The following is a 24,126-nucleotide window of genomic DNA, read 5'->3' on the forward strand; positions in this document are numbered from 1 at the left end:
TTGTGAATGAGGACATGCCGCAAGGCTCGCAGTGGCCATAAAAAACGGCCTGGTCCCTTGCGGGAGCCAGGCCGTGTACCTGCAGCGGTTTTCAGACAATGTCAGTGCTTGCGATGTCGGTCACCGGATCAAAGCACCAAATCTGTCGGTGCCAAGTTAGTCACTCCCACCAGTTCGACCACGACAGGATTTTCGATATCAATCGTCTGTACAGCGGTGAAATCGCTATCGCTATCGACGACTTTGAAATCCAGCGTTAGATCAAGGGTAGCGGGTGTAGTCGTGGTGGTGGAGAAACCAGCATCGATGATCTTCAGCGGATTCGTACTCGTATCCTCCGCAATCGTGTTTCCAGGCCCGACGAGACCAACGACCGGCTGTGCGGCAGTGCTGCTTGCGCCATCGGCACCGACATCGCGATTCAGATTTATCGCGCTGCCCGTAAGGCCAGCATCATTCGAAAGAATCTGAATACCCTTGATGAGCCAGTTATCACCGGTCTGAATGTTGAAGTCATTGCTTTCAACAATCAATAGAGCATCATTATTGTCCAGGAACGGGTCGTTCGGATCGGCCGGGTCGTTGACGATAAGGGCCTCGTACTTGGTTCCAACAAGATCGGTGTTGACCGTATCGTTCTCGTACACATCGCCTTGGTCGACGTAGATGGCCCGTGTTGTAGTGATGGAGGGATCATTTGCATCAGCAAGGCTGACTATAAGCAAAAGATCATCGCTTTCAGTCTCATAGCCATCGAACTTGATAAAGAAATCGGTCGCGTAACTAAAATCGTCGGCGCCCAGATCTCCTTTCGGATCAGTCTGGAAGAAGTTGATGTTGGCCGCTTCACCCGCCTGGATCGTATTTCCGGAGACGCCCAGAGCAGTGCTGGACAAGGTTACAGGGGCCTGCGTGCCGCTCACCAGCTCACCCGCCGCCACGGCAGTATTGCCGCCGGCACTAAGTGGTGCCTCGAAGCCCGTGATCTGGATGTAGAAACCTTCCCCAAGCTTCCCGGTAGCCACAGGTGATGGGCCACTGGAAGGGCTCGTGCCACCCACGTCATACGTTTCGTATCCAGTGCCTTCGCCCAGCGTGACGTCTTGCGTCGTTTGCAGCGCATCCATCTCGAAGGTGTAGGTGTCATTGACTTTGTCAAACACCAGCGTGCCTTCCACCAGTTCAGGATCGGTAGCAGCGTTGCGGTCGTGATCGTATTTGAACGACACATCAAACGTGGCAGCGTCGAGATTCTCTGAATCCCAGGTGACCGTTGGATCAACGATCGCAACATCGTTCGCCGAACCAGAGAGGGCGAGTTCGGCAAAATCGCTGTCCGCTGCCGAAGAGTAGGTCGGCCCGCGCTTGTCCGCACCTATCGAGTAGGCGAAGTCACCCGAAAAGGTCCATGACGTCGCACCCAAAGTGGGATCGACATCCTGCACAGGGGCTGTCTCGATAACGGGGGTATCGTCATCGACGTTGATCCCCAGCGTGCCGTCGGCCGTATCGCCATCACCATCGGTCACCCGGTAGCTGATGGTGAACGCCTGGTTGTTCTCGTTCAGACCCGCCGCATGAGCGATCGGATTGTTTTGCACCACCGAGTAGGCACCTGTTGCCGCAACCATCGTCAGGGTCAGCACCGTGGTCGTGCCCTGCTTGACCAACAAGCTGGTGCCATCGGCCACATAGGTGAAGCCTGTGGGTGCGCCGCTGGTCAGATAGGCCACCGTGCCGGCCCCGTCCTGACCAAAGTCGTGGCCCAGCGTGCCGCTTGCGTTAGCCGCGTTTACATCGTCGTCCGTACCGCCGGGATTGCCACCGGTTAGTGCATCGTCGTCGAGCAGCACCGTGCTGTTGGCTGACACCGTAGGCCCATCGTCGTCGAAGTTGATGTCGCCGCCGATACCGACGCTGTCGATGCTGGTGTCGCCGTCGCCGTCGGTCACCGTCACCACTGCGTTGATCAGGCCGGCCAGATTGACCTGATCGTCATGGGCCGCCGCCGAGCTGCCGGCGATAGGGTGCGTGAGCGAGACATACTGCGCCACTGCCACGTTGCCGTCCTGCAGCAGCGCAATCGCGAACGCCGCCGGATCGGCTCCCGTGACCGTGCCATTGGCTACGTCATAGCGGCCGATAATCAGATCGCCTTCCTTGAACAGCTTGATGTCCTTGCCATCGGTGGTGTTGAGCAGCGAGTCGGTGCCGTCGCCGCCCACAATCGCCAGTGACAACACTTTCGTCGCACCCTCCTGGTCCTGGCCAAAGCTGCTGAGCGCCGTAGTGGCCAAAGGCGTGGTGCTGATCGCGAACTCCGCTGGACTCAAGTCCGTGCCCTTGTTCAGCACTTCCGTGTCGAACAGCGCCAGAACTGCCGCCGCATCGCTGTCGTTATCCTGGTTGCCTGCCGTCTCGTCGATTGTTACTGAACCGCCGCCATCGGCCACGTCCGCGCTCGGCCCGTCGTCGTCGAAGTTGATGTCGTCGCCGATGCCGACGCTATCGGTGCTGGTGTCGCCGTCGCCGTCGGTCACCGTCACCACCGCATTGACCAGGCCGGCCAGATCGACCCGGTCGTCATGATCCGCTGCCGAACTACCGGCGACAGGGTGCGTGAGCGAGACATACTGCGCCACCGCCACGTTGCCGTCCTGTTGCAGTGCAATCGCAAACGCCGCCGGATCATCCGCCGTGACCGTGCCATTGGCCACGTCATAGCGGCCGACAATCAGATTGCCTTCCTTGAACAGCTTGATGTCCTTGCCATCGGTGGTGTTGAGCAACGAGTCGGTGCCATCACCGCCCACAATCGCCAGCGACAGCACTTTCGTCCCGCCCGCGGCGTCCTGGCCAAAGCTGCTGAGTGTTGTGGTGGCCAAAGGCGTGGTGCTGATCGCGAACTCGGTTGGATTCAAGTCCGTGCCTTTGTTCGTTACTTCTGTGTCGAACAGTGCGAGAACCGCTGCCAGGTCGCTGTCGTTATCCTGGTTACCAGCCGTCTCGTCGATCGTCACCACGCCGCCGCCATCAACCACGTCCGCGCTAGGACCATCGTCGTCGAAGATCATCTTGGAACCGATTTCGATGGCCGAGGTACTGGTCTGCAGCACCTCAAAGCCGCCGATGTCGAAGTCGGCGTGCGTCTTGTCGCTGTTCTTGGCGGTCAGTAACCCGGCGTTCTCGATCAGCACACGGTTGTGGTCGGTCGCCGTGCCGTAGGTGATCTGCGAATCGGTCGGAATGCCGGTGATCAGCACCGTGCCGTCGGCGTTGTAGGTGATGACGGCGCTGCTGATAGTGACACCCGCGAACGTCTTCACGGTAACACTGCCAACGGTGATATCGACCTTTTCGGTGCCGTCGTCGGCGTAGCTGTCGATGAAGTTGACGCCGCTCTGCGACCCGTTGAGGTCGTTGTCGACGTTCTTGAAGGCGGTGAGCAAGATCTTCGCGGTCGTGCCACCCGTCTCCTGCACGACCTGGAAGGTCGCGGCGCGGGCGCCGAAGTACTGGGTGAAGTCGATGTTCGCTTCGATACCTGCTTCGCCTGGGCTCAGGTTGGGGATCGTGACGTCCGCCCTGGCACCAGTGACGAAGCTGAAACGCAGGCCTTCCTGTTCGGTGATCGCCTGATTGTTGGTGCCCAGGGTCGTGTTGCCGCCGCCCTGGCTGCTATTGACCGTGTCGGCGCTAGTGATGGCAGCGTCGCTTGCCGACTGATTCAGCGGATTCTTGCCGGTGACGATGATCGAGACACCGGGAATCCGCCCGTCCACATCGGCCGTCGCGCCCTCGGTGGTGAACATCAGGAATAACTGCTGGCCAGATGGTGCCCCGGCCAGGCTAAAATTCGCGTCCTGAGTGGCTCCGATGAAAACCTTACCGGCCAGATTGAGCGAATCATCGGCGTTCGTCACAACTGGATGCTTGAGCGGTTGGTACTCAACGGTCCAGATCTTGCCGCCGGTGACCGGCGATCCAGTTTCTTCGATGTAGGCTGCGAACACGATCGCGCCAGTTGGCCCCCCGGCTCGGCCCAGAAGAATGTTGTTGTTCGTGTCCGTATAGAGAAGGATGCTGGTGCCATCGAGGGTATCCAGCCCGCTATCCAGGCCATTGAGCGGTGCGCCTTCACTGTCGACGAAGCTGATATCGGTAATGCCTGCTCCGGGGTCAGATGTGAGGGTGAACGCATTGCTGCCCGTGTCGTTTACGTCACCGGTATAGCCACTTAAGGCCGCACCCGTTGCGGTCCCGGCACCCAGTGCGGTCAAACGGGTAGCGAAGGTCGAGGGCAGGGAGGCCACCAGAATGTCATTGTCGTCAGCGTCTCCCGTAGGGGTTGGCGTGGCGGTGAGATTCTGTAACCCGGACGTTTCGTCCAGCGAAACGTTCACACCGGTGGTTCCAATAGCCATGATTTTTCTCCAGAGCAATTGCGGTCATCTTGGCCTGACCGTTGACCATTGGCCGCAACTATGGATAAGCGCCGGGTATTGCGCATCGGCCGATACTCCCAAACGGGGTGGGAGTTTCAGACTACTTGGAAGGGGGAGACGGGATGAGGACGCGAAGGAGCGGCGCGATGAGTACAGGGTCCATGGATCAACCATAAGCCCTGATCAGAGAGGGTGTTGGGGACTCGATTCCGTTTGGCCGCCGACATTGGATACCGGGAGGTAGACCGGAAATGGAAAGCCCCGCTGCCTTGTGGGCCGCGAGGCTAACCAATAAACACCTCCTGAAGAAGTCATGCAAATTAAGGGGTCAGACGTAGTCTCCCGGTGCAACTTCGGTTGCAAGATTGACACCGACCAATACGATCACCGTGTCGCCAGCATTACCGCGCGCGACAGGTTTTACATCCTGTCGCGCGCGTACTCTTCCTGGCGGATCAAAGCACCAAATCTGTCGGTGCCAGGTTAGTCACTCCTACCAGTTCGACCACGACAGGATTTTCGATATCAATCGTCTGGACATCGGTGAAATCGCTATCCCTATCGACGACCTTGAAATCCAGCGTCAGATCAAGGGTAGCGGGTGTAGTCGTGGTGGTGGAAAAACCAGCATCGATGATCTTCAGCGGATTCGTACTCGTATCCTCCGCAATCGTATTTCCAGGCCCGACGAGACCACTGACCGGCTGCGCGGAAGTGCTGCTTGCGCCATCGGCACCGACATTGCGATTCAGATTTATCGCGCTGCCCGTAAGGCCAGCATCATTCGAAAGAATCTGAATACCCTTGATGAGCCAGTTATCACCGGTCTGAATGTTGAAGTCATTACTTTCAACAATCAACAGAGCATCATTATTGTCCAGGAACGGGTCGTTCGGATCGGTTAGGTCATCGAGGATAAGGGCCTCGTACTTGGTTCCAACAAGATCGGTGTTGACCGTATCGCTCTCGTACACATCGCCCTGGTCGACGTAGATGGCCCGTGTTGTAGTGATGGAGGGATCATCTGCATCAGCAAGACTGACTATAAGCAAAAGATCATCGCTTTCAGTCTCGTAGCCATCGAACTTGATAAAGAAATCGGTCGCGTAACTAAAATCGTCGGCGCCCAAATCTCCTTTCGGATCAGTCTGGAAGAAGTTGATGTTGGCCGCTTCACCTGCCTGGATCGTATTTCCGGAGACGCCCAGAGCAGTGCTGGACAAGGTTACAGGGGCCTGCGTGCCGCTCACCAGCTCACCCGCCGCCACGGCAGTATTGCCGCCGGCACTAAGGGGGGCCTCGAAGCCCGTGATCTGGATGTAGAAACCTTCCCCAAGCTTCCCGGTAGCCACAGGTGATGGGCCACTGGAAGGGCTCGTGCCACCCACGTCATACGTTTCGTATCCAGTGCCTTCGCCCAGCGTGACGTCTTGCGTCGTTTGCAGCGCATCCATCTCGAAGGTGTAGGTGTCATTGACTTTGTCGAACACCAGCGTGCCTTCCACCAGTTCAGTCGCGGTGGCAGCATTGCGATCGTGATCGTATTCGAACGACACGTTAAACGTGGCAGCGTTGAGATTCTCCGAATCCCAGGTGACCGTTGGATCAACGACCGCAACATCGTTCGCCGTACCAGAGAGGGCGAGTTCGGCAAAATCGCTGTCCGCTGCCGAAGAGTAGGTCGGCCCGCGCTGGTCCGCACCTAGCGAGTAGACGAAGTCACCCGAAAAGGTCCATGACGTCGCACCCAAAGTGGGATCGACATCCTGCACAGGGGCGGTCCCTATAACGGGCGTGTCGTCGTCGACGGTGATGACCAGTTTGTCGGCCGCGGTCGTCACCGTGTCGCCGTCCTTGTCGGTGGCTTGCAGCAGCGAGCCCAGGTTGATGGTGATGTCGTTCTCGTCGTTGCCAGCCGCGTGATCCAGCGGCTTGAGCAGCGTGAAGGTGTAGGCACCCGCTGTGGTGAGGCTGAACGTGAAGACGTCGGCACCGGCTACGCCGGCCTTGGCGGTGAGCGTGCCGCCCGCGACGCTGTACACCAGCGCCACCCCGCCCGAGCTCAGCACCGGCAAGCCGCTGGTATCACTCGACAAGGCATAGCTCAGCGGCGTGTCGGCGCCGGACTGGAAGATGCCGGTCACGCTGCCGGTGGCCGTAGTCGCCACGCCATCCACATCGCCCACACCACCGGCAATGCCATTGGCCAGGCCGTCCTCGTCGACGGTTCCCGTCACGGCGGTACCGGTCGCGGTCGGCGTGTCGTCGTCGACAGTGATGACCAATTTCTCGGCCGCGGCTGTCACCGTGTCACCGTCCTTGTCGGTGGCCTGCAGCAGCGAGCCCAGGTTGAGGGTGATGTCATTCTCGTTGTTGCCTGCCGCGTGATCCAGCGGCTTGAGCAGCGTGAAGGTGTAGGCACCCGCTGCGGTGAGGCTGAAGGTGAACACATCGGTCGCCCCGGCCGTGGCGGTGAGCGTGCCGCCCGCGACGCTGTACACCAGCGCCACTCCGCCCGAGTTCAGCGCCGGCAAGCCGCTGGTGTCACTCGACAAGGCATAGCTCAGCGGCGTGTCGGCGCCGGACTGGAAGATACCGGTCACGCTGCCGCTGGCGGTGGTCGCCTCGCCAGCCACGTCGCCCGTACCCCCGGCAATGCCATTGGCCAGACCGTCCTCGTCGACGGTTCCCGTTGCGGCGGTGCCGGTCGCCGTCGGCGTGTCGTCGTCGACGGTGATGACCAGTTTCTCGGCTGCGGCCGTCACCGTGTCGCCGTCCTTGTCGGTGGCTTGCAGCAGTGAGCCCAGGTTGAGGGTGATGTCGTTCTCGTTGTTGCCGGCCGCGTGATCCAGCGGCTTGAGCAGGGTGAAGCTGTACACGCCCGCGGCGGTGAGGCTGAAGGTGAACACGTCGGCACCGGCTACGCCAGCCTTGGCGGTGAGCGTGCCGCCCACGACGCTGTACACCAGCGCCACTCCGCCCGAGCTCAGCGCCGGCAAGCCGCTGGTGTCACTCGACAAGGCATAGGTCAGCGGCGTGTCGGCGCCGGACTGGAAAATGCCGGTCACGCTGCCGCTGGCGGTGGTCGTCTCGCCGGTCACGTCGCCCGTACCGCCGGCAATGCCGTTGGCCAGGCCGTCCTCGTCGACGGTTCCCGTTGCGGCGGTGCCGGTCGCCGTCGGCGTGTCGTCGTCGACGGTGATGACCAGTTTCTCGGCCGCGGCCGTCACCGTGTCGCCGTCCTTGTCGGTGGCTTGCAGCAGCGAGCCCAGGTTGAGGGTGATGTCGTTCTCGTTGTTACCGGCCGCGTGATCCAGCGGCTTGAGCAGCGTGAAGGTGTAGGCGCCCGCTGCGGTGAGGCTGAAGGTGAACACGTCGATCGCGCCGGCCTTGGCGGTGAGTGTGTCGCCCGCGACGCTGTACACCAGCGCCACTCCGCCCGAGTTCAGCGCCGGCAAGCCGCTGGTATCACTCAACAAGGCATAGCTCAGCGGCGTGTCGGCACCGGACTGGAAGATGCCGGTCACGCTGCCGCTGGCGGTGGTCGCCTCGCCGGTCACGTCGCCCGTGCCACCGGCAATGCCATTGGCCAGGCCGTCTTCGTCGACGGTTCCCGTTGCGGCGGTCCCGGCCGCGGTCGGCGTGTCGTCGTCGACGGTGATGACCAGTTTCTCGGCCGCGGCCGTCACCGTGTCGCCGTCCTTGTCGGTGGCTTGCAGCAGCGACCCCAGGTTGAGGGTGATGTCGTTCTCGTTGTTACCGGCCGCGTGATCCAGCGGCTTGAGCAGCGTGAAGGTGTAGGCACCCGCTGTGGTGAGGCTGAACGTGAACACATCGGTCGCGCCGGCCGTGGCGGTGAGCGTGCCGCCCACGACGCTGTACACCAGCGCCACCCCGCCCGAGTTCAGCGCCGGCAAGCCGCTGGTGTCACTCGACAAGGCATAGGTCAGCGGCGTGTCGGCGCCGGACTGGAAGATACCGGTTACGCTGCCGCTGGCCGTAGTCGCCTCGCCAGCCACGTCGCCCGTACCCCCGGCAATGCCGTTGGCCAGGCCGTCCTCGTCGACGGTTCCCGTTGCGGCAGTGCCGGTTGCCGTCGGCGTGTCGTCGTCGACGGTGATGACCAGTTTCTCGGCCGCGGCCGTCACCGTGTCACCGTCCTTGTCGGTGGCTTGCAGCAGCGAGCCCAGGTTGAGGGTGATGTCGTTCTCGTTGTTGCCAGCCGCGTGATCCAGCGGTTTGAGCAGCGTGAAGGTGTAGGCACCCGCTGCGGTGAGGCTGAACGTGAAGACGTCGGCACCGGCTACGCCGGCCTTGGCGGTGAGCGTGCCGCCCACGACGCTGTACACCAGCGCCACCCCGCCCGAGCTCAGCGCCGGCAAGCCACTGGTGTCACTCGACAAGGCATAGCTCAGCGGCGTGTCGGCGCCGGACTGGAAGATGCCGGTCACGCTGCCGCTGGCCGTGGTCGCCTCGCCGGTCACGTCGCCCGTACCCCCGGCAATGCCATTGGCCAGGCCGTCCTCGTCGACGGTTCCCGTCACGGCGGTACCGGTCGCCGTCGGCGTGTCGTCGTCGACGGTGATGACCAGTTTGTCGGCCGCGGCCGTCACCGTGTCGCCGTCCTTGTCGGTGGCTTGCAGCAGCGAGCCCAGGTTGAGGGTGATGTCGTTCTCGTTGTTGCCTGCCGCGTGATCCAGCGGCTTGAGCAGCGTGAAGGTGTAGGCACCCGCTGTGGTGAGGCTGAACGTGAACACGTCGGCACCGGCTACGCCGGCCTTGGCGGTGAGCGTGCCGCCCGCGACGCTGTACACCAGCGCCACTCCGCCCGAGTTCAGCACCGGCAAGCCGCTGGTATCACTCGACAAGGCATAGCTCAGCGGCGTGTCGGCGCCGGACTGGAAGATACCGGTCACGCTGCCGCTGGCCGTGGTCGCCTCGCCAGCCGCGTCGCCCGTACCCCCGGCAATGCCGTTGGCCAGGCCGTCCTCGTCGACGGTTCCCGTTGCGGCAGTACCGGTCGCCGTCGGCGTGTCGTCGTCGACGGTGATGACCAGTTTTTCGGCCGCGGCTGTCACCGTGTCACCGTCCTTGTCGGTGGCTTGCAGCAGCGAGCCCAGGTTGAGGGTGATGTCGTTCTCGTTGTTACCTGCCGCGTGATCCAGCGGCTTGAGCAGCGTGAAGGTGTAGGCACCCGCTGCGGTGAGGCTGAACGTGAACACATCGGTCGCGCCGGCCGTGGCGGTGAGCGTGCCGCCCACGACGCTGTACACCAGCGCCACCCCGCCCGAGCTCAGCGCCGGCAAGCCGCTGGTGTTACTCGACAAGGCATAGCTCAGCGGCGTGTCGGCGCCGGACTGGAAGATACCGGTCACGCTGCCGCTGGCGGTGGTCGCCTCGCCAGCCACGTCGCCCGTACCACCGGCAATGCCATTGGCCAGGCCGTCCTCGTCGACGGTTCCCGTTGCGGCAGTGCCGGTCGCCGTCGGCGTGTCGTCGTCGACGGTGATGACCAGTTTTTCGGCCGCGGCTGTCACCGTGTCACCGTCCTTGTCGGTGGCTTGCAGCAGCGAGCCCAGGTTGAGGGTGATGTCGTTCTCGTTGTTACCTGCCGCGTGATCCAGCGGCTTGAGCAGCGTAAAGGTGTAGGCACCCGCTGCGGTGAGGCTGAAGGTGAACACATCGGTGGCGCCGGCCGTGGCGGTGAGCGTATTGCCCACGACGCTGTACACCAGCGCCACCCCGCCCGAGCTCAGCGCCGGCAAGCCGCTGGTATCACTCGACAAGGCATAGCTCAGCGGCGTGTCGGCGCCGGACTGGAAGATGCCGGTCACGCTGCCGCTGGCCGTAGTCGCCACGCCATCCACATCGCCCACACCACCGGCAATGCCATTGGCCAGGCCGTCCTCGTCGACGGTTCCCGTCAAGGCGGTTCCGGTCGCCGTCGGCGTGTCATCGTCGACGGTGATGACCAGTTTTTCGGCCGCGGCTGTCACCGTGTCGCCGTCCTTGTCGGTGGCTTGCAGCAGCGAGCCCAGGTTGAGGGTGATGTCGTTCTCGTTGTTGCCTGCCGCGTGATCCAGCGGCTTGAGCAGCGTGAAGGTGTAGGCACCCGCTGTGGTGAGGCTGAACGTGAACACGTCGGCACCGGCTACGCCGGCCTTGGCGGTGAGCGTGCCGCCCGCGACGCTGTACACCAGCGCCACTCCGCCCGAGTTCAGCACCGGCAAGCCGCTGGTATCACTCGACAAGGCATAGCTCAGCGGCGTGTCGGCGCCGGACTGGAAGATACCGGTCACGCTGCCGCTGGCCGTGGTCGCCTCGCCAGCCGCGTCGCCCGTACCCCCGGCAATGCCGTTGGCCAGGCCGTCCTCGTCGACGGTTCCCGTTGCGGCAGTACCGGTCGCCGTCGGCGTGTCGTCGTCGACGGTGATGACCAGTTTTTCGGCCGCGGCTGTCACCGTGTCACCGTCCTTGTCGGTGGCTTGCAGCAGCGAGCCCAGGTTGAGGGTGATGTCGTTCTCGTTGTTACCTGCCGCGTGATCCAGCGGCTTGAGCAGCGTGAAGGTGTAGGCACCCGCTGCGGTGAGGCTGAACGTGAACACATCGGTCGCGCCGGCCGTGGCGGTGAGCGTGCCGCCCACGACGCTGTACACCAGCGCCACCCCGCCCGAGCTCAGCGCCGGCAAGCCGCTGGTGTTACTCGACAAGGCATAGCTCAGCGGCGTGTCGGCGCCGGACTGGAAGATACCGGTCACGCTGCCGCTGGCGGTGGTCGCCTCGCCAGCCACGTCGCCCGTACCACCGGCAATGCCATTGGCCAGGCCGTCCTCGTCGACGGTTCCCGTTGCGGCAGTGCCGGTCGCCGTCGGCGTGTCGTCGTCGACGGTGATGACCAGTTTTTCGGCCGCGGCTGTCACCGTGTCACCGTCCTTGTCGGTGGCTTGCAGCAGCGAGCCCAGGTTGAGGGTGATGTCGTTCTCGTTGTTACCTGCCGCGTGATCCAGCGGCTTGAGCAGCGTAAAGGTGTAGGCACCCGCTGTGGTGAGGCTGAACGTGAACACGTCGGCACCGGCTATGCCGGCCTTGGCGGTGAGCGTGCCGCCCGCGACGCTGTACACCAGCGCCACCCCGCCCGAGCTCAGCGCCGGCAAGCCGCTGGTGTTACTCGACAAGGCATAGCTCAGCGGCGTGTCGGCGCCGGACTGGAAGATACCGGTCACGCTGCCGCTGGCCGTGGTCGCCTCGCCAGCCACGTCGCCCGTACCCCCGGCAATGCCATTGGCCAGGCCGTCCTCGTCGACGGTTCCCGTTGCGGCAGTGCCGGTCGCCGTCGGCCCGTCGTCCTCGAAGATCATCTTGGAGCCGATTTCGGTTTTCGAAATGGAGGCCTGGACCAGCGTGAAACCACCGATATCAAAATCGGCATGGGCAGTGCCCTTGGCATCGAGGGCCGCTCCGTTCTCGATGAGCACGCGGTTGTGATCCGACGTTGTGGTGTATTCAATCTGATAGCCGGCTTTAACGCCGGTGATGGTTGCAACCCCACCGGAAAAGGTGATCAAAATGGTCGAATCATTCACCGATCCGTTTGAATTCTCGATCACCACCCCGGCGCTGTTGAAGACGCGAACATTGGTGATGGCAACCGGCGTATCACCCGCATAGCCGTCGATGAAAGCCGCTCCAGATTCAACAGCGGTGCTGAATGCGCTGATTTTTACCACAGCACTCTTGCCGCTTTGCAACTGCACCACATCGAAATTGGCCATCTTCGCATTGAAGACGCCGGTAAAGTCGATGTTGGATTCAACATCTGCTTCGTTCTGATCCAGGTTAGGAATGGTCATATCCTGCCTGGCACCTGTGACGAACGAATAACGGATGCCTTCCTGTTCCGTAATCATCTGGCTGTTGGTGCCGAAGGTGGTAGGGCCACCCGCCTGGCTGGTATTGATCGTGTCGCCAGTCGTTATACTGGCGCCAGTTGACTGATTCGCCGGATCTTTGCCGGTGGCGATGATGACGGGATCCGTGATCCGCACGACACCATCGACCGTTGCAGTTGCCGGGTTCGCTTTGGTGAACATCAGGAACAGGTTCTGCCCGGAGGGGGCATTGGCCAAATTGAATTCCAGGTCCTGACTGGCTCCGATGAACACCTTATTCAGCAGATTGAGCGAATCATCGGCGTTCGTAGCATCTGGATGCTTGAGCGGTTGGTACTCCACGGTCCAGATCTTGCCGCCCGAGACCGGCGATCCGGTTTCTTCAATATAGGCAGCGAACACGATCGCGCCGGTCGAGCCACCGGCCCGGCCCAGAACGATGTTGTCGTTGTTCGCATCCGTGTAGAGAAGGATGCTGGTGCCATTGAGGGTATCCAGGCCGCTGTCCACGCCATTGAGCGGTACGCCATTGCTGTCGACGAAGCTGATATTGGTAATAGTGGCTCCGGGGTCCGCGGTGACGGTGAACGCATTGCTGCCCGTATTGCCCACGGCACCGGTATAGCCACTCAACGCTGCCCCCGTTGCGGTCCCGGCACCCAGTGCGGTCAAACGGGTAGCGAAGGTCGAGGGCAGGGAGGTCACCAGAATGTCGTTGTCGTCAGCGTCTCCCGTAGGGGTTGGCGTGGCGGTGGCGTTCTGCAAACCGGACGTTTCGTCCAGCGAAACGTTCGCGCCGCTCGCCACGACGCTCATAGCGTTCGTCAGCAATGAATTTTGCTCAATAGTCATGACTTTTTCCTGGGTAATTGCGGTCATCAAGGCCTGACCGTTGACCATTGGTCGCAACTATGGATAAGCGCCGAGGATCGCGCATCGGCGGATACTCCCAGACGGTGTGGGAGTTTCGGACTACTCGGGAGGGGGAGGCGGGATGAGGCGTGAGGGCGCGGCGTGGCAGCGATCATGAACAAAGGTCATCATGCTGGGGGAATTGGCGGTGAATCGAATGCCGGATAACTTCGTTCCGCTCAAGTAAACACTCAGCCCTTTACCGAGCGCTGGCCCTCGGTAAAGGGTTTTGATAACTCACAACGACGTTCTGATTACCAATGGACAATCAACCGGCTGGGCACCCTCTACCTCAAGGGCCTCGATCAGGTGCCGGGCCGCATTGCGACCGATCTCGTAGTACGGCAATTGCACCGTGGTCAGCGGCGGTATGAACAGTTCGGCGATGCCGATCATGTTGTCATAGCCGAGCACGGCGACATCGGCGGGAATTTTCAGGCCTCGGCCCAACAACAACTGATAGGCACAAAAGGCAATCCGGTCGTTGCCACAGATCAGGATGTCGAATTGCGGGCGACCCTCGATGATGTGCCGGTCGAGGATGGCTGCGGTTTCACCATAGGCATCATGATCGGAAAGGTCGTATTGCAGAAGTGCCTCAGGCGCAAGGCCAAATGCCTGGCAGGCACGCTGCAGGCCTTTTTGTCGCAGGCCCCAGGCCAGGCTCTGTTTGGGCAGATTGATACACAGAGGGCGCCGATAGCCTTGGCTCAACGCGTGATGTACGGCTCGATACTGCCCCGTTTCGTCATCTGGCACATAACTGACCAGGCGACTGTCATCTGCCAGGCAATTGGCGAGCACCAGGGGTTTGCTCTTCAAGCGTTCGGGAATGCATACCTGGCGAAACCCCATGGCGCTGAAGATCAACCCGTCGGGACGGTGCGACAGCATCAGGTCAATGTTCTGGTCGGTCGGCGGGTTGCTCAACAGGTTGAGGATGAACACATTCCAGCCCGCCTGCTGCGCGGTCTGTTCGATGGACAGCAGCAACTCGACCGCGAACGGTGTGGTCGCGGTGTCCAGTGCGAACACCCCGATAGTGCGCGACTGGAGGTTGTCGCCGCGCATCTTGCGCGCCGACAGGCTCGGTACGAATTGCAGTTCGTCAATGGCGCGACGCACCCGCTGAAGGGTTTCGGGGCTCAGTTTTTCCGGATTATTGAGCGCTCGAGAAACCGTCATCAGGGACACGCCGGCCAGCTGTGCAACGTCTTTCACTGAAGTCATGCGAGGCGAGGCCGGTCAGGTTGACGCAGGATCATGACACAGCGCCCGGGTTTCTCGCGACTCGAATGACGCCGCTCACAGCCATCCCGAGGCCAGAGGCCACGCCTTGGGAATCGAGACACGGCCGCCACTCCCATTGGCAAACAGCTTCACGCCCAGGCTGTCGGGTCGTGGATAGAACCGACTGCTGAGACTGAAGCGCCCGTTTTCGTCGAACACCTCGATGGACGAGCGATCGAGAAATACGCGCAGTTCCAGTCGCTCTTGTGTCGGGTCAATCGCCACGCTGCGCTGACCGGTGACTTGCGCACCCGAGCGGCTGCGGTCAAGCACCAGACGCTGTAGCGACGCATCGTAGTAAAGCAGGGTTTCTTCGTGGTCATCGTCGCTGCAACGCAAGGCGATTCCGAGGTGGCCGTTGGTGCAGCCACGCAAATCCAGATGCACATGGATTTCGAGCATCTCGCCATTCACTTCCGGCACGCACCGGGTTCCCGAACCCTCCCACCAAGGCACGCCCGGCAATGGTGCCTGGCGCAGAGCGGTGAGCTCCCGTGCGGGATACACGAAAAGGCGATCGGCGTGCAGTTCAAGTTCGCGCGGCACACCGAGCATGCCGCACCAATGATGGGCCTGGCTCGGCATCGGGCTTTCCCACATGTCGAGCCACGCCCACACAAGGCGCCGGCCATCGGCGGCCAGAAGCGTTTGCGCGGCATAGAAATCGTGGCCGTTATCCAGCTCGATAAAAGGCCCGCCGGTGAAGTGCCATTCGCTATCGAGTCGGCCCACTCGATAACCGGTCTGGTACTTGTTGAGCCAATCGTAACCCTGGGGCTGCATGCCTTGAGGGGAGTAGAGCAGCACATCGCGCCCGTTAAGCCGGAACAGGTCCGGGCACTCCCACATATAGCCATCGCCCTCGTTGCCGCTGGCTACATAATCGAGGAACTCCCAGGTGTGCAGATCGGTGGAGCGGTACAGCGGCAGCAGCGGTTTATCGCCCAGACGTGCGCCGGCAATCAGGTACCAGCCGTCATCCTCCTGCCATACCTTGGGGTCACGAAAGTGCATGATCGAATCGTGCGGCGCGGTCTCGATGACGGCGCCATGCTTGACGAACCGGATGCCGTCGCTGCTGGTGGCCAGGCACTGGACTTGACGGATCGAGCGCTCGTCACCCACTTCCCCCAGCCAGGTGTGCCCGGTGTAGATCAGTGCCAGGGTATCGCCACACACCACCGCGCTACCGGAAAAACAACCGTCTCGGTCGAAGTCATCGCCTGGCGCTAGCGCAATGGGCAGATGCTGCCAATGGACCAGATCGGCGCTCTTGGCATGCCCCCAATACATCGGGCCCCATTTCGCGTCGAAGGGATGGTGTTGATAGAACACGTGGTATTCGCCACGAAAGTACACCACCCCGTTAGGGTCGTTCATCCAGCCCGCGGGGGGGGCAAGATGATAACCGGGACGATAATCATCGATGACGCGAGACAGGCCATCACTCAGCGCATATTGCGCAAGCTCAATTGCAGCGGACATTGGAACACTCATGGAATTCAAAGACACAGTCATAGGGCGCTTGCTCGTGCCGAGCGCAGAGGGACGCCAGCCGGCAGCGTTTCAATGGCGTGTGGGTGACGGCTCAAGGCCGCGCCGTCGGCGTCGAACAGGTGCAGGTTGTCGATGTCCAGTTGCAGCTCAACCCGATCGCCCGCTTGCCATCCGGCGCTGACCTCGCAACGACAGATCAGTGGCTCGTCCTGACCTGTCTCGAGGTGCACATAGGTTTCGCTGCCCAGGTATTCGACCGCGGTCACCACGACGCCGGCGGTTCCATCCACCGCTTTGAGCGACACGTGTTCCGGACGAATCCCCAGAGTCAGCTGCGTGCCTGCCGCCAGCTTCGAGCTGTCGAAGGGCAGGGATGTGATACCCCAAACGAGGGTATCGACCAGGCTGGTTTCGCCTGGCGTCTGCAGGCGCGCCGACAGAAAATTCATTCTGGGCGAACCGAGAAAACCGGCGACAAAGCGGCTGGCCGGGCGCTCATAGAGTTCGCGCGGTGAGCCGACCTGTTCTACGCGACCACCATTGAGCACGACAATTTTGTCGGCCAGGGTCATCGCTTCAACCTGATCGTGGGTGACGTAGATCATCGTCGAGCCGAGTCGATCATGCAGTCGGGCGATTTCGTTGCGCATCTGCACCCGCAAGGATGCATCCAGGTTGGAAAGCGGTTCGTCGAACAACAGAATGTCCGGCTCCCGCGCCATGGCTCTGCCCATGGCCACACGCTGACGCTGCCCTCCGGACAGTTCCTTTGGCTTGCGTTGCAGCAGTTTGTCCAACTGCAGGATTTGCGCAGTTTTCAGCACGCGCTCGCGCAGGCTGGTCTTTTCAGTCTTGGCCAGTTTGAGACCAAAACTGATGTTGTCGTAGACGCTCATGTGCGGGTACAGCGCATAAGACTGAAATACCATGCCGACGCCACGCTCGCGCGGCTCCAGGTCGTTGACCCGACGCCCGTCGATCAGCAGGTCGCCGCCGCAGATCGAATCCAGGCCGGCGATCAGTCGCAGCAGGGTCGATTTTCCGCAGCCCGACGGGCCAACGAATACAACGAATTCACCCGCCGCGATTTCCAGGCTGACGTCGCGAAGAATCCGCATGCCGCCCAATTGCTTGTTTACATTGTCCAGTTTCAATTTGATCACGATGCTGTTCCTTGTCTTTGTTGGGCATCAACCCTTTAACGCGCCGGCAGTGAGACCGGAAACGATTCGGCGCTGGAAGATCAGCACCAGAATCACCAGTGGGACGGTGACCACCACCGAGGCGGCCATCAACAACCCCCAAGGCAACTCATGGGGGCTGCCGCCGGAAATCAAGGCGATGGCGACCGGCACCGTGCGTTGCGTGTCGGTGAGGGTGAAGGTCAGGGCAAACAGGAACTCGTTCCACGCGGCGATGAAAGCCAATAAGCCAGTGGTGACCAGTGCGGGCCAGAGCAGCGGCAACAGCACGCGGGTCAGCGTGACCCAGGGTGAGGCGCCATCCATGATTGCCGCTTCTTCCAGTTCATGGGGCAGTTGCCCCATAAACGTGGTCAGCACCCAGACGGTGAAGGGCAGGGTGAAAATCGTGTAGCTGAGGATCAACGCCCAGGAGGTGTTGTACAGGCCGAGCGCGCGGATCACTTCGAACAGCCCCGACAGCACCGCGACCTGAGGAAACATCGACACACCAAGGACCATCATCAAGACCGTGCCACGCCCGCGAAACTTCACCCGGCCCAAGGCATAGGCGGCGGTCAGGCTGAGGAACAGCGCCAGGGTCACCACGCACAGCGCAACCACCAGCGAGTTGCCGATCGCCCGCAGGAATGAGGCTTGATTGAGCACCGCCGCGTAATTGGAGAAATCGGGGTTGTCGATCCAGTAACTCACCTCGAACAAGGCGCTGGACGGCTTCAGCGACGTCACGATGGCGTAGTAGAAAGGGAAGACCGCATACAGCAGCAACACCCCGATCAGACACCAGAATCCGAGGCGCAACAGGGCTTTTTTCAGTAGGCGCAGGTTCATGACCGGACCTCCAGTTGACGGCGTCCGAGGTAGAGATAAAGCAGGGCGATGACCGCAACCACCAAAAACAACAGCGTCGAGGCTGCGCTGCCGTAACCGACGTCCTGGAATTCCACGAGATGCTGGCGGGCATACACCGACATGCTCATGGTGCTCGACGAGTTTGAGGTCAGCACATAGATCACGTCGAACACCCGCAGCGAGTCGAGAATGCGGAAGATCGCCGCCACCAGCAATGCGGGCATCAGCAGGGGCAGCGTGACACGCCAGAACACCTTCAGCGGATGAATGCCATCGACCCTGGCGGCTTCGTAGCAATCGCTCGGTAACATCTGCAACGCGGCCAGCATCAGCAGCGTGACAAAAGGCACGGTCTTCCAGACGTCGACGATGATCACCGCCCACATCGACAGATCCGCATCGGCCGTCCAGGCCAGAGGGGCGTCAATCAGGCCCAGGCTCAGCATCAGGTGATTGATGATGCCGAACTGGTCGTTAAGCATCCATGACCAGATCTTCGCCGAAACAATGGTCGGAATCGCCCAGGGAATCAGAATCAACGCACGCACCAGAGCACGTCCGGTGAACTTGATGTTCAGCAGCAACGCCACCAGCAGCCCCAGTACGACTTCCAGTCCCACCGACACCACGGTGAAATACAAGGTGTTGCGCACCGCGTTCCACCATTGCGGGTCGACCAGAATGCCCGACCAGCTGGAACCGTTGTGGAACAGATAATTGCCAAAGCCTATGAAGGTTCCGCCACTGGTGTCCGCCAGGTTGGCGTCGGTCAGGCTGAACCAGAATGTGCGCAGTAGCGGCCAGGCTGCCACCAGGGCCAGACACAGCAACATCGGCGTCAGAAACAGCCAGGCGGCGCGCACTCGGCGACGTTGTACGGGCGTTTCCCTGGTGAGCAGCAGCTCATCACAGGGGGCATGGGTAGAAGAGACAGACATGGTGATTTCCTTCCTTGTGGCTTACCAGTTCCGGCGTTTGATGCGCGTGAGTTCGCTTTCCAGTTCCACCAGCGCCTGATCGACAGGCAACTCGCCCGCCAGCACGCCATGCACTCGATCGAAGAACGCATTGGAGACCCGTGGATAGCGATCGGCGGTGATGGAGGCGGGGCGCATGACCCCATCGTTGAGAATGCTGTGCAGCTGGGCGTAATAGGGCATGGCCGCGAGCAGTTCGGGGTCTTGATACAGCGACTCGATAACCGGGTTATAGGCGCCTATCAGGGCACGGTGTTTTTGCTCTTGGGCACTGGTCAGGTAGCTCACCAGTTCTGCGGCCAGTTTTGGGTGGGCGCTGTAACGCGATACCGCCAGGCCCCAGCCACCGAGGGTGGATGCATGGGTGCCGGTTTCGCCGCCACGGGGTAGGGGAGCGACCCCGACCTTGTCTTTTACGGCACTGTCCTGACCTTGGACCAGGGCCCAGACATACGGCCAGTTACGCATGAACAGCGCATTGCCCGACTGGAATACGCCACGGCCTTCTTCCTCGGTGTAATTGAGTACGCCGCGCGGGGAGATATCGCCTACCCAGCTTTTCGCCAGGGTCAGCGCTGTTCTTGAGGCCTGACTGTTGACCACAATGTCGCCTTGTGAATTGACCAGTCCGCCTTGCGGTTGACTGCTGATCCACTCCAGTGCATTGCACGTCAGGCCCTCGTAGGCGCGCCCCTGAAAAATGTAGCCCCAGGCATTAGGGTTTCCGGCGGTGCGCTCAGCCTGTTGAATAGTTTTGGCGGTAGCGGTCATTTCCTCCCAGGTCCGGGGAACCTGCTGGTTGTACTTCTCCAGCAAGTCCTTGCGGTAATACAGCAGGCCCGAGTCGGTGAACCACGGCATTGTCACCAGCCGTCCGTTTACGGTGGCGTTATCCACCTGTGCCTGGAAATAGCCCTGGGTCGCGTTGGCGGGAAGCACCTCGCGCAGATCCAGCAAATGTTTGGCCAACATCCCCGGCCACACCATATCGATTTGAATGATGTCGATGTCGCTGGACTGCGCACTGAGGATCTGTTGGTAGAACGACAATCGCTCGGTGGCCGAGTTAGGCGTGGAAACCACCTCGACGTTGTTGCCGGTCTGTTTTGACCACGCCTGGACAGCCTCTTTGCAGAGTTGTAACTCCGCACCTACCGCCCCACACGAGATCGTCAAATCAGCTGCGATCGAGAGGGATGGAAGCCCGGCGCAGAGGGTAAGCAGTGCTGCTGGAAGAAGAGATTTGAGGTGTTTCATAAAGCCCTCTTTATTTTTGTTTTTAGAAAAGTTAACGTTAACATCGCCAAATGTAGCAGCGTATTTGCGATGAGGCATCCTTTTTTTCATGGATTTTGACAATTAACAATTCACGAAAAAAAGGTCGGTCGCAGGACAGAAAAATAAAAACAAAACAGGAAATCCCCCATGCAGAAAGCATCAAGCTGGCTACTCGCAGGCGTACTCGGCACCTCGGCGGCCACCTCTCAGGCCGCGACCCTGGAACAACGAATGGCCGCGTTTGAAGCGCGTGCCGCCGCTGCGGAAAAGCGCGCCGCCGCAGCCGAGCAGCAAACCCAGGCACTCGCCAGGGAATTGCAGCAGATCAAACTGGCGACTCCCGCCTTGCAGCCGGCGGCGTCCACTGCAGCCGCCACTGCGGCACCTACTTTGGACACTCGACTGGCAAAACTCGAAGCCCGTCAGCAAAGCATGGAAAAGCAAGACAGTAGCGGACACCTGACTGACGGTTTCAGCTTCAAGGGCTACGCCCGCTCTGGATTGCTGATCAACGATGGGCTGGGCGGTGGTCGTGGCGGCCCTTATACAACGCCTGCCGGTTCAGTCGGTGGCGCCGTCGGGCGACTTGGTAACGAAGACGACACCTACATGCGCATAGACCTGTCGAAAGAAATCTATGCGCAAAACGGCACCCGTTCCAAATTCACGGTGTCCATCGCCGACGGTGTGGAAAGCTCCAACGACTGGACCGCCGACGAGAGCAATCTGAACGTGCGTCAGGTGTTTACCGAGCTCGATCATCTCGCCGCCTTCAAGGGCAATTCAGTGTTCGAGAACTCCACCCTGTGGGCTGGCAAACGATTTGACAGAGACAACTTCGATATCCACTGGCTGGACTCGGACGTGGTCTTTCTGGCCGGCACCGGGGGTGGTATCTACGATGTGCAGATGAACAAGGACTGGCGCTCGAATTACTCCTTGATGGGGCGTAACTATGGGGATTTCAGTAAGGGCGGTGTCAATGCCGATGTGGAAAGCTACATCCTGACCTCCAACCAGTTCTTCGATAATGGTCAGTGGCAGTGGATGTTCAATGGCATTGGCTCAAAGAAAAACGACTTTGGCGCTCGTACCAATGAAGCGGGCCTGACGCCTGCGGATTCCGGCTTGCACAGCATGCTGGCCAATCATCAGAAAAACTTTTTCGGCCGCGAAGGCTTCTTTAAAACAGCGCTGCTCTACGGGCAAGGTCTGGGGGCAGAGGTCAAGAACATCGGTTCGGATGGCGAACTGATCGACGACGCCCGGGCTCTGCGTCTGGCGCTTTACGGCGAGACACCCATTGCGCCGGGCTGGCGCATCGGCCCCAGCTTGTTGGCCGAACAAAGCAAGGACAGGTACGTCAAGGGTGACGACTACCGCTGGATGACGTTGAACGTGCGGTTGGCCAATGAAATCAACAGCAATTTCGAGATGGCCTACGAGATGAGTTGGCAAACCATGGACCTCGACCCCAAGGGTTACCTGCAACGTAATGCGGTCGATGGTAACTTCTGGAAATTCACGATTGCCCCGACATTCAAACCTGACGTTGGAGACCTGCTCACTCGTCCAGAATTGCGAGTTTTCGCAAGCCTGATGAACTGGTCTTCGGATCTGGACGGATACAGTTCCACAGATAACTTCGGCAAGTCGGACTTCAACGCCGGCGGTGTATGGCAGTACGGCATACAGATGGAAACCTGGTTTTGATATCTGCTTCATCTGTGTAGGCGCCAGGCTTGCCGGCGAAGGTGTCTTTGAAAGCGCCTTCGCCGGCAAGCCTGACTCCTACGAAGCGTTCATGGGGCGGTTCTTCCACGTTGAATCACGATGGGCGGCTCGATCAGTTGCAGTTCGAGATCACCCGAGGCTGGCACGAATCGCGGGCCAGTGCTTTCAGGCGTTGCCCGCAACCTCCAGGTGCGTTGCACCTTCGCCAGTTTGGCGACTCCCGATCCCAGGGACCAGCGCCGGCAGACCTTCTCCAGCTTGAGTGGGTAAATGGTCAGTTGGTCGCCTTTGAAGTGCATGCGCAGGAAACACTTGTGGTCGGCGATGCACTGCGAGGAAAAAACCGCCTCGCTGTGTAGCCCCCAGAAGGTATTGCCCATCACCATCCAGGCACCGAACAACAGGCCTCCCAAACTGCCGCCGAGCACCAGCGTTTCCGCCAGGAACAACACAACCTGGTGCAGGTTTTCTACCTCCAACTGCAGGTAGTGGATGTTGACACGGCCCATCAGCCACAGCAGTCCGATCGCCAGTCCCAGATGAAGGACCCCGTGAACAGCTCCAATGGCATAGGCGAGCTTTCGGGTGCGCTTGACCCCGGCGGCTGAGAACACGGCGCAACCCAGCACAATGATCACGGCGAACATCACCGACGAAGGACTGTGTGACAAGACCAGGAGCAGATGTCGCCAGACTTCACTGATGTTGGGAATAGACGCTTGGAGGCCAGACAGTACGTCCATCAGGCTGCGGTTGCCTCGTGCCAGGTGGGGCACCGTGCTGGCGCTTTGTACCATCCAGTCAAACAGCAAGTACAAGATGGCCAGCATGGCGCAGAACGAGAAATTGCGGGTAGGTAGCCGCCATGCCCGATTACGCAGTTGCTCGGAGGTCTTTTTGGCCGGGTAGACCGCCGCCAGCTCGTAGTGCTGCCGGGTTCCGCCAACGTTGATCGGCTTGGGCGGATCGGGAAGGTGATGGGTGGCATTCAAGAAGGCGCCACCGCCTCCGCAGGTGATGCGCTGCGGCGCCTGGGTGCCCGCTTTTGGCTGGTAGCGCGCGTAGTGGTGTGAGTCTCCGGCCAAGACTACCGCGAGGTGGTCACCCAAGAGTTCCTCGATCTCGCGCAGGCTGCGAAAGCGCGGCGTCTGGGTTTCGATCGAGGGCAAGGCCTTGCTGTCCTCCCGTGCCAGCCGCTCGGCCTCGTCCACCCAGCTCGGCTCGGGTGTGCAGAGGATCACGCGATCGCCTGGTTGCAGTTTGGCGTGCATCTGCTGGAAGTATTGCTTCTGCTGGCGGTCGATCATGGATTCAAACTGCAGATCCAGGCCCCAGACCCACCAGCCATTGGGCAACTGCAGCACGTAGTAACCGGTGCGCTGGCGGGTGTCCCAGGCGCCGATGGGCTTCTGCTCGCAAAACAGTTGGGAGAAACCGCGCAGACCGTCATACCAATCGTGGTTGCCGGGCGTCGCCAATATCCACGGCGCACCCGGCTGCCGTACGGGCTGGGCCTGGTCACCAAGGCGCTCCTTGGGTACCGGCGCGGGAAATGCGGCGCGGAAGGGATCAAGAAAACGGGTGCGATAGCCATTGCGGGCCGGTGTGGGATAGACCTGATCGCCGCCGAGCAGCAGCACGTCGCCGCGCGGCAGTGAGAGCTGGTGTTCCGGCAACTCGACAGCATGGCTGACACACAGCGCCATCGAGTAGGTAGAGTCCCAGCCATCGCCGGTATCGGCCAGATAATCGATCCACACGTCACCGTCGGCAACCACCTGGATAGGCGGGTTAGAGTCCCGAGGGTTGAGCATCGCCAGCACTTCGCGCGGGTCTGCGAAGGCTCCCATCGTGGTGGCGACAGCTGTTTGTAAGCCCGTGCGCATCAGCTGCAACGGGCCTAGCCAGTTGACCATCGCCTCCTGGGTGTAAAGCTCGATGCGGCTATTGAGCGCGGGAGATTGGATGGGACGGGTCATGGCGAGGGGCGAAGCGTGCGGCGTATGCGCCTCTCCAGCGCGAAATTCAATCGAATGCTCCTTCATCATCC

10 protein-coding genes are annotated in these 24,126 nt (G+C 60.8%); 1 reads left to right on the forward strand and 9 read right to left on the reverse strand.

The window, feature by feature from the left end:
• Window positions 1-128: 128 nt before the first annotated feature.
• The 8 genes from AB7M26_RS19565 to AB7M26_RS19600 form a co-directional block, all read right to left on the reverse strand.
• The gene (locus tag AB7M26_RS19565) at window positions 129-4,424 is read right to left on the reverse strand and encodes a beta strand repeat-containing protein (RefSeq protein WP_429385802.1); all 4,296 of its coding nucleotides are present in this window, start codon (window positions 4,422-4,424) and stop codon (window positions 129-131) included.
• A gap of 476 nt (window positions 4,425-4,900) precedes the next feature.
• A complete protein-coding gene (locus tag AB7M26_RS19570) occupies window positions 4,901-13,186 on the reverse strand; it encodes a T1SS-143 repeat domain-containing protein (protein ID WP_429441100.1) in 8,286 nt (2,761 codons plus the stop codon).
• A 297-nt stretch (window positions 13,187-13,483) separates the two neighbouring features.
• Window positions 13,484-14,476 (reverse strand): LacI family DNA-binding transcriptional regulator, encoded by a 993-nt coding sequence (locus AB7M26_RS19575; RefSeq protein ID WP_123494905.1) that lies wholly within the window; start codon window positions 14,474-14,476, stop codon window positions 13,484-13,486.
• 75 nt (window positions 14,477-14,551) lie between these two features.
• A complete protein-coding gene (locus tag AB7M26_RS19580) occupies window positions 14,552-16,054 on the reverse strand; it encodes a glycoside hydrolase family 32 protein (RefSeq protein ID WP_123494904.1) in 1,503 nt (500 codons plus the stop codon).
• Window positions 16,051-17,196: an ABC transporter ATP-binding protein gene (locus AB7M26_RS19585; RefSeq protein ID WP_123494903.1), complete on the reverse strand. Its 1,146-nt coding sequence runs from the start codon at window positions 17,194-17,196 to the stop codon at window positions 16,051-16,053. The genes AB7M26_RS19580 and AB7M26_RS19585 overlap by 4 nt, the downstream gene beginning before the upstream one ends.
• A 27-nt stretch (window positions 17,197-17,223) precedes the next feature.
• Entirely contained in the window at window positions 17,224-18,066 is an 843-nt protein-coding gene (locus AB7M26_RS19590; protein ID WP_123494902.1) for a carbohydrate ABC transporter permease, read from the reverse strand.
• On the reverse strand, window positions 18,063-19,025 hold the full coding sequence (locus AB7M26_RS19595) for a carbohydrate ABC transporter permease (protein WP_123494900.1): 963 nt from the start codon (window positions 19,023-19,025) through the stop codon (window positions 18,063-18,065). The genes AB7M26_RS19590 and AB7M26_RS19595 overlap by 4 nt, the downstream gene beginning before the upstream one ends.
• 21 nt (window positions 19,026-19,046) lie before the next feature.
• Complete coding sequence (locus AB7M26_RS19600; protein WP_123494899.1) at window positions 19,047-20,321, reverse strand: ABC transporter substrate-binding protein; 1,275 nt, start codon at window positions 20,319-20,321, stop codon at window positions 19,047-19,049.
• A gap of 168 nt (window positions 20,322-20,489) precedes the next feature.
• Here AB7M26_RS19600 and AB7M26_RS19605 point away from each other — a divergent pair, with 168 nt between their 5' ends.
• Window positions 20,490-22,055: a carbohydrate porin gene (locus AB7M26_RS19605; protein WP_123494898.1), complete on the forward strand. Its 1,566-nt coding sequence runs from the start codon at window positions 20,490-20,492 to the stop codon at window positions 22,053-22,055.
• 89 nt (window positions 22,056-22,144) lie between these two features.
• Here the strand turns inward: AB7M26_RS19605 and AB7M26_RS19610 are convergent, their stop codons facing one another.
• Window positions 22,145-24,121, reverse strand: a complete 1,977-nt coding sequence (locus AB7M26_RS19610; RefSeq protein WP_123494897.1) for a metallophosphoesterase — start codon at window positions 24,119-24,121, stop codon at window positions 22,145-22,147.
• Between the last annotated feature and the right edge of the window lie 5 nt (window positions 24,122-24,126).

Source organism: Pseudomonas sp. F-14 TE3482 (assembly GCF_053629455.1).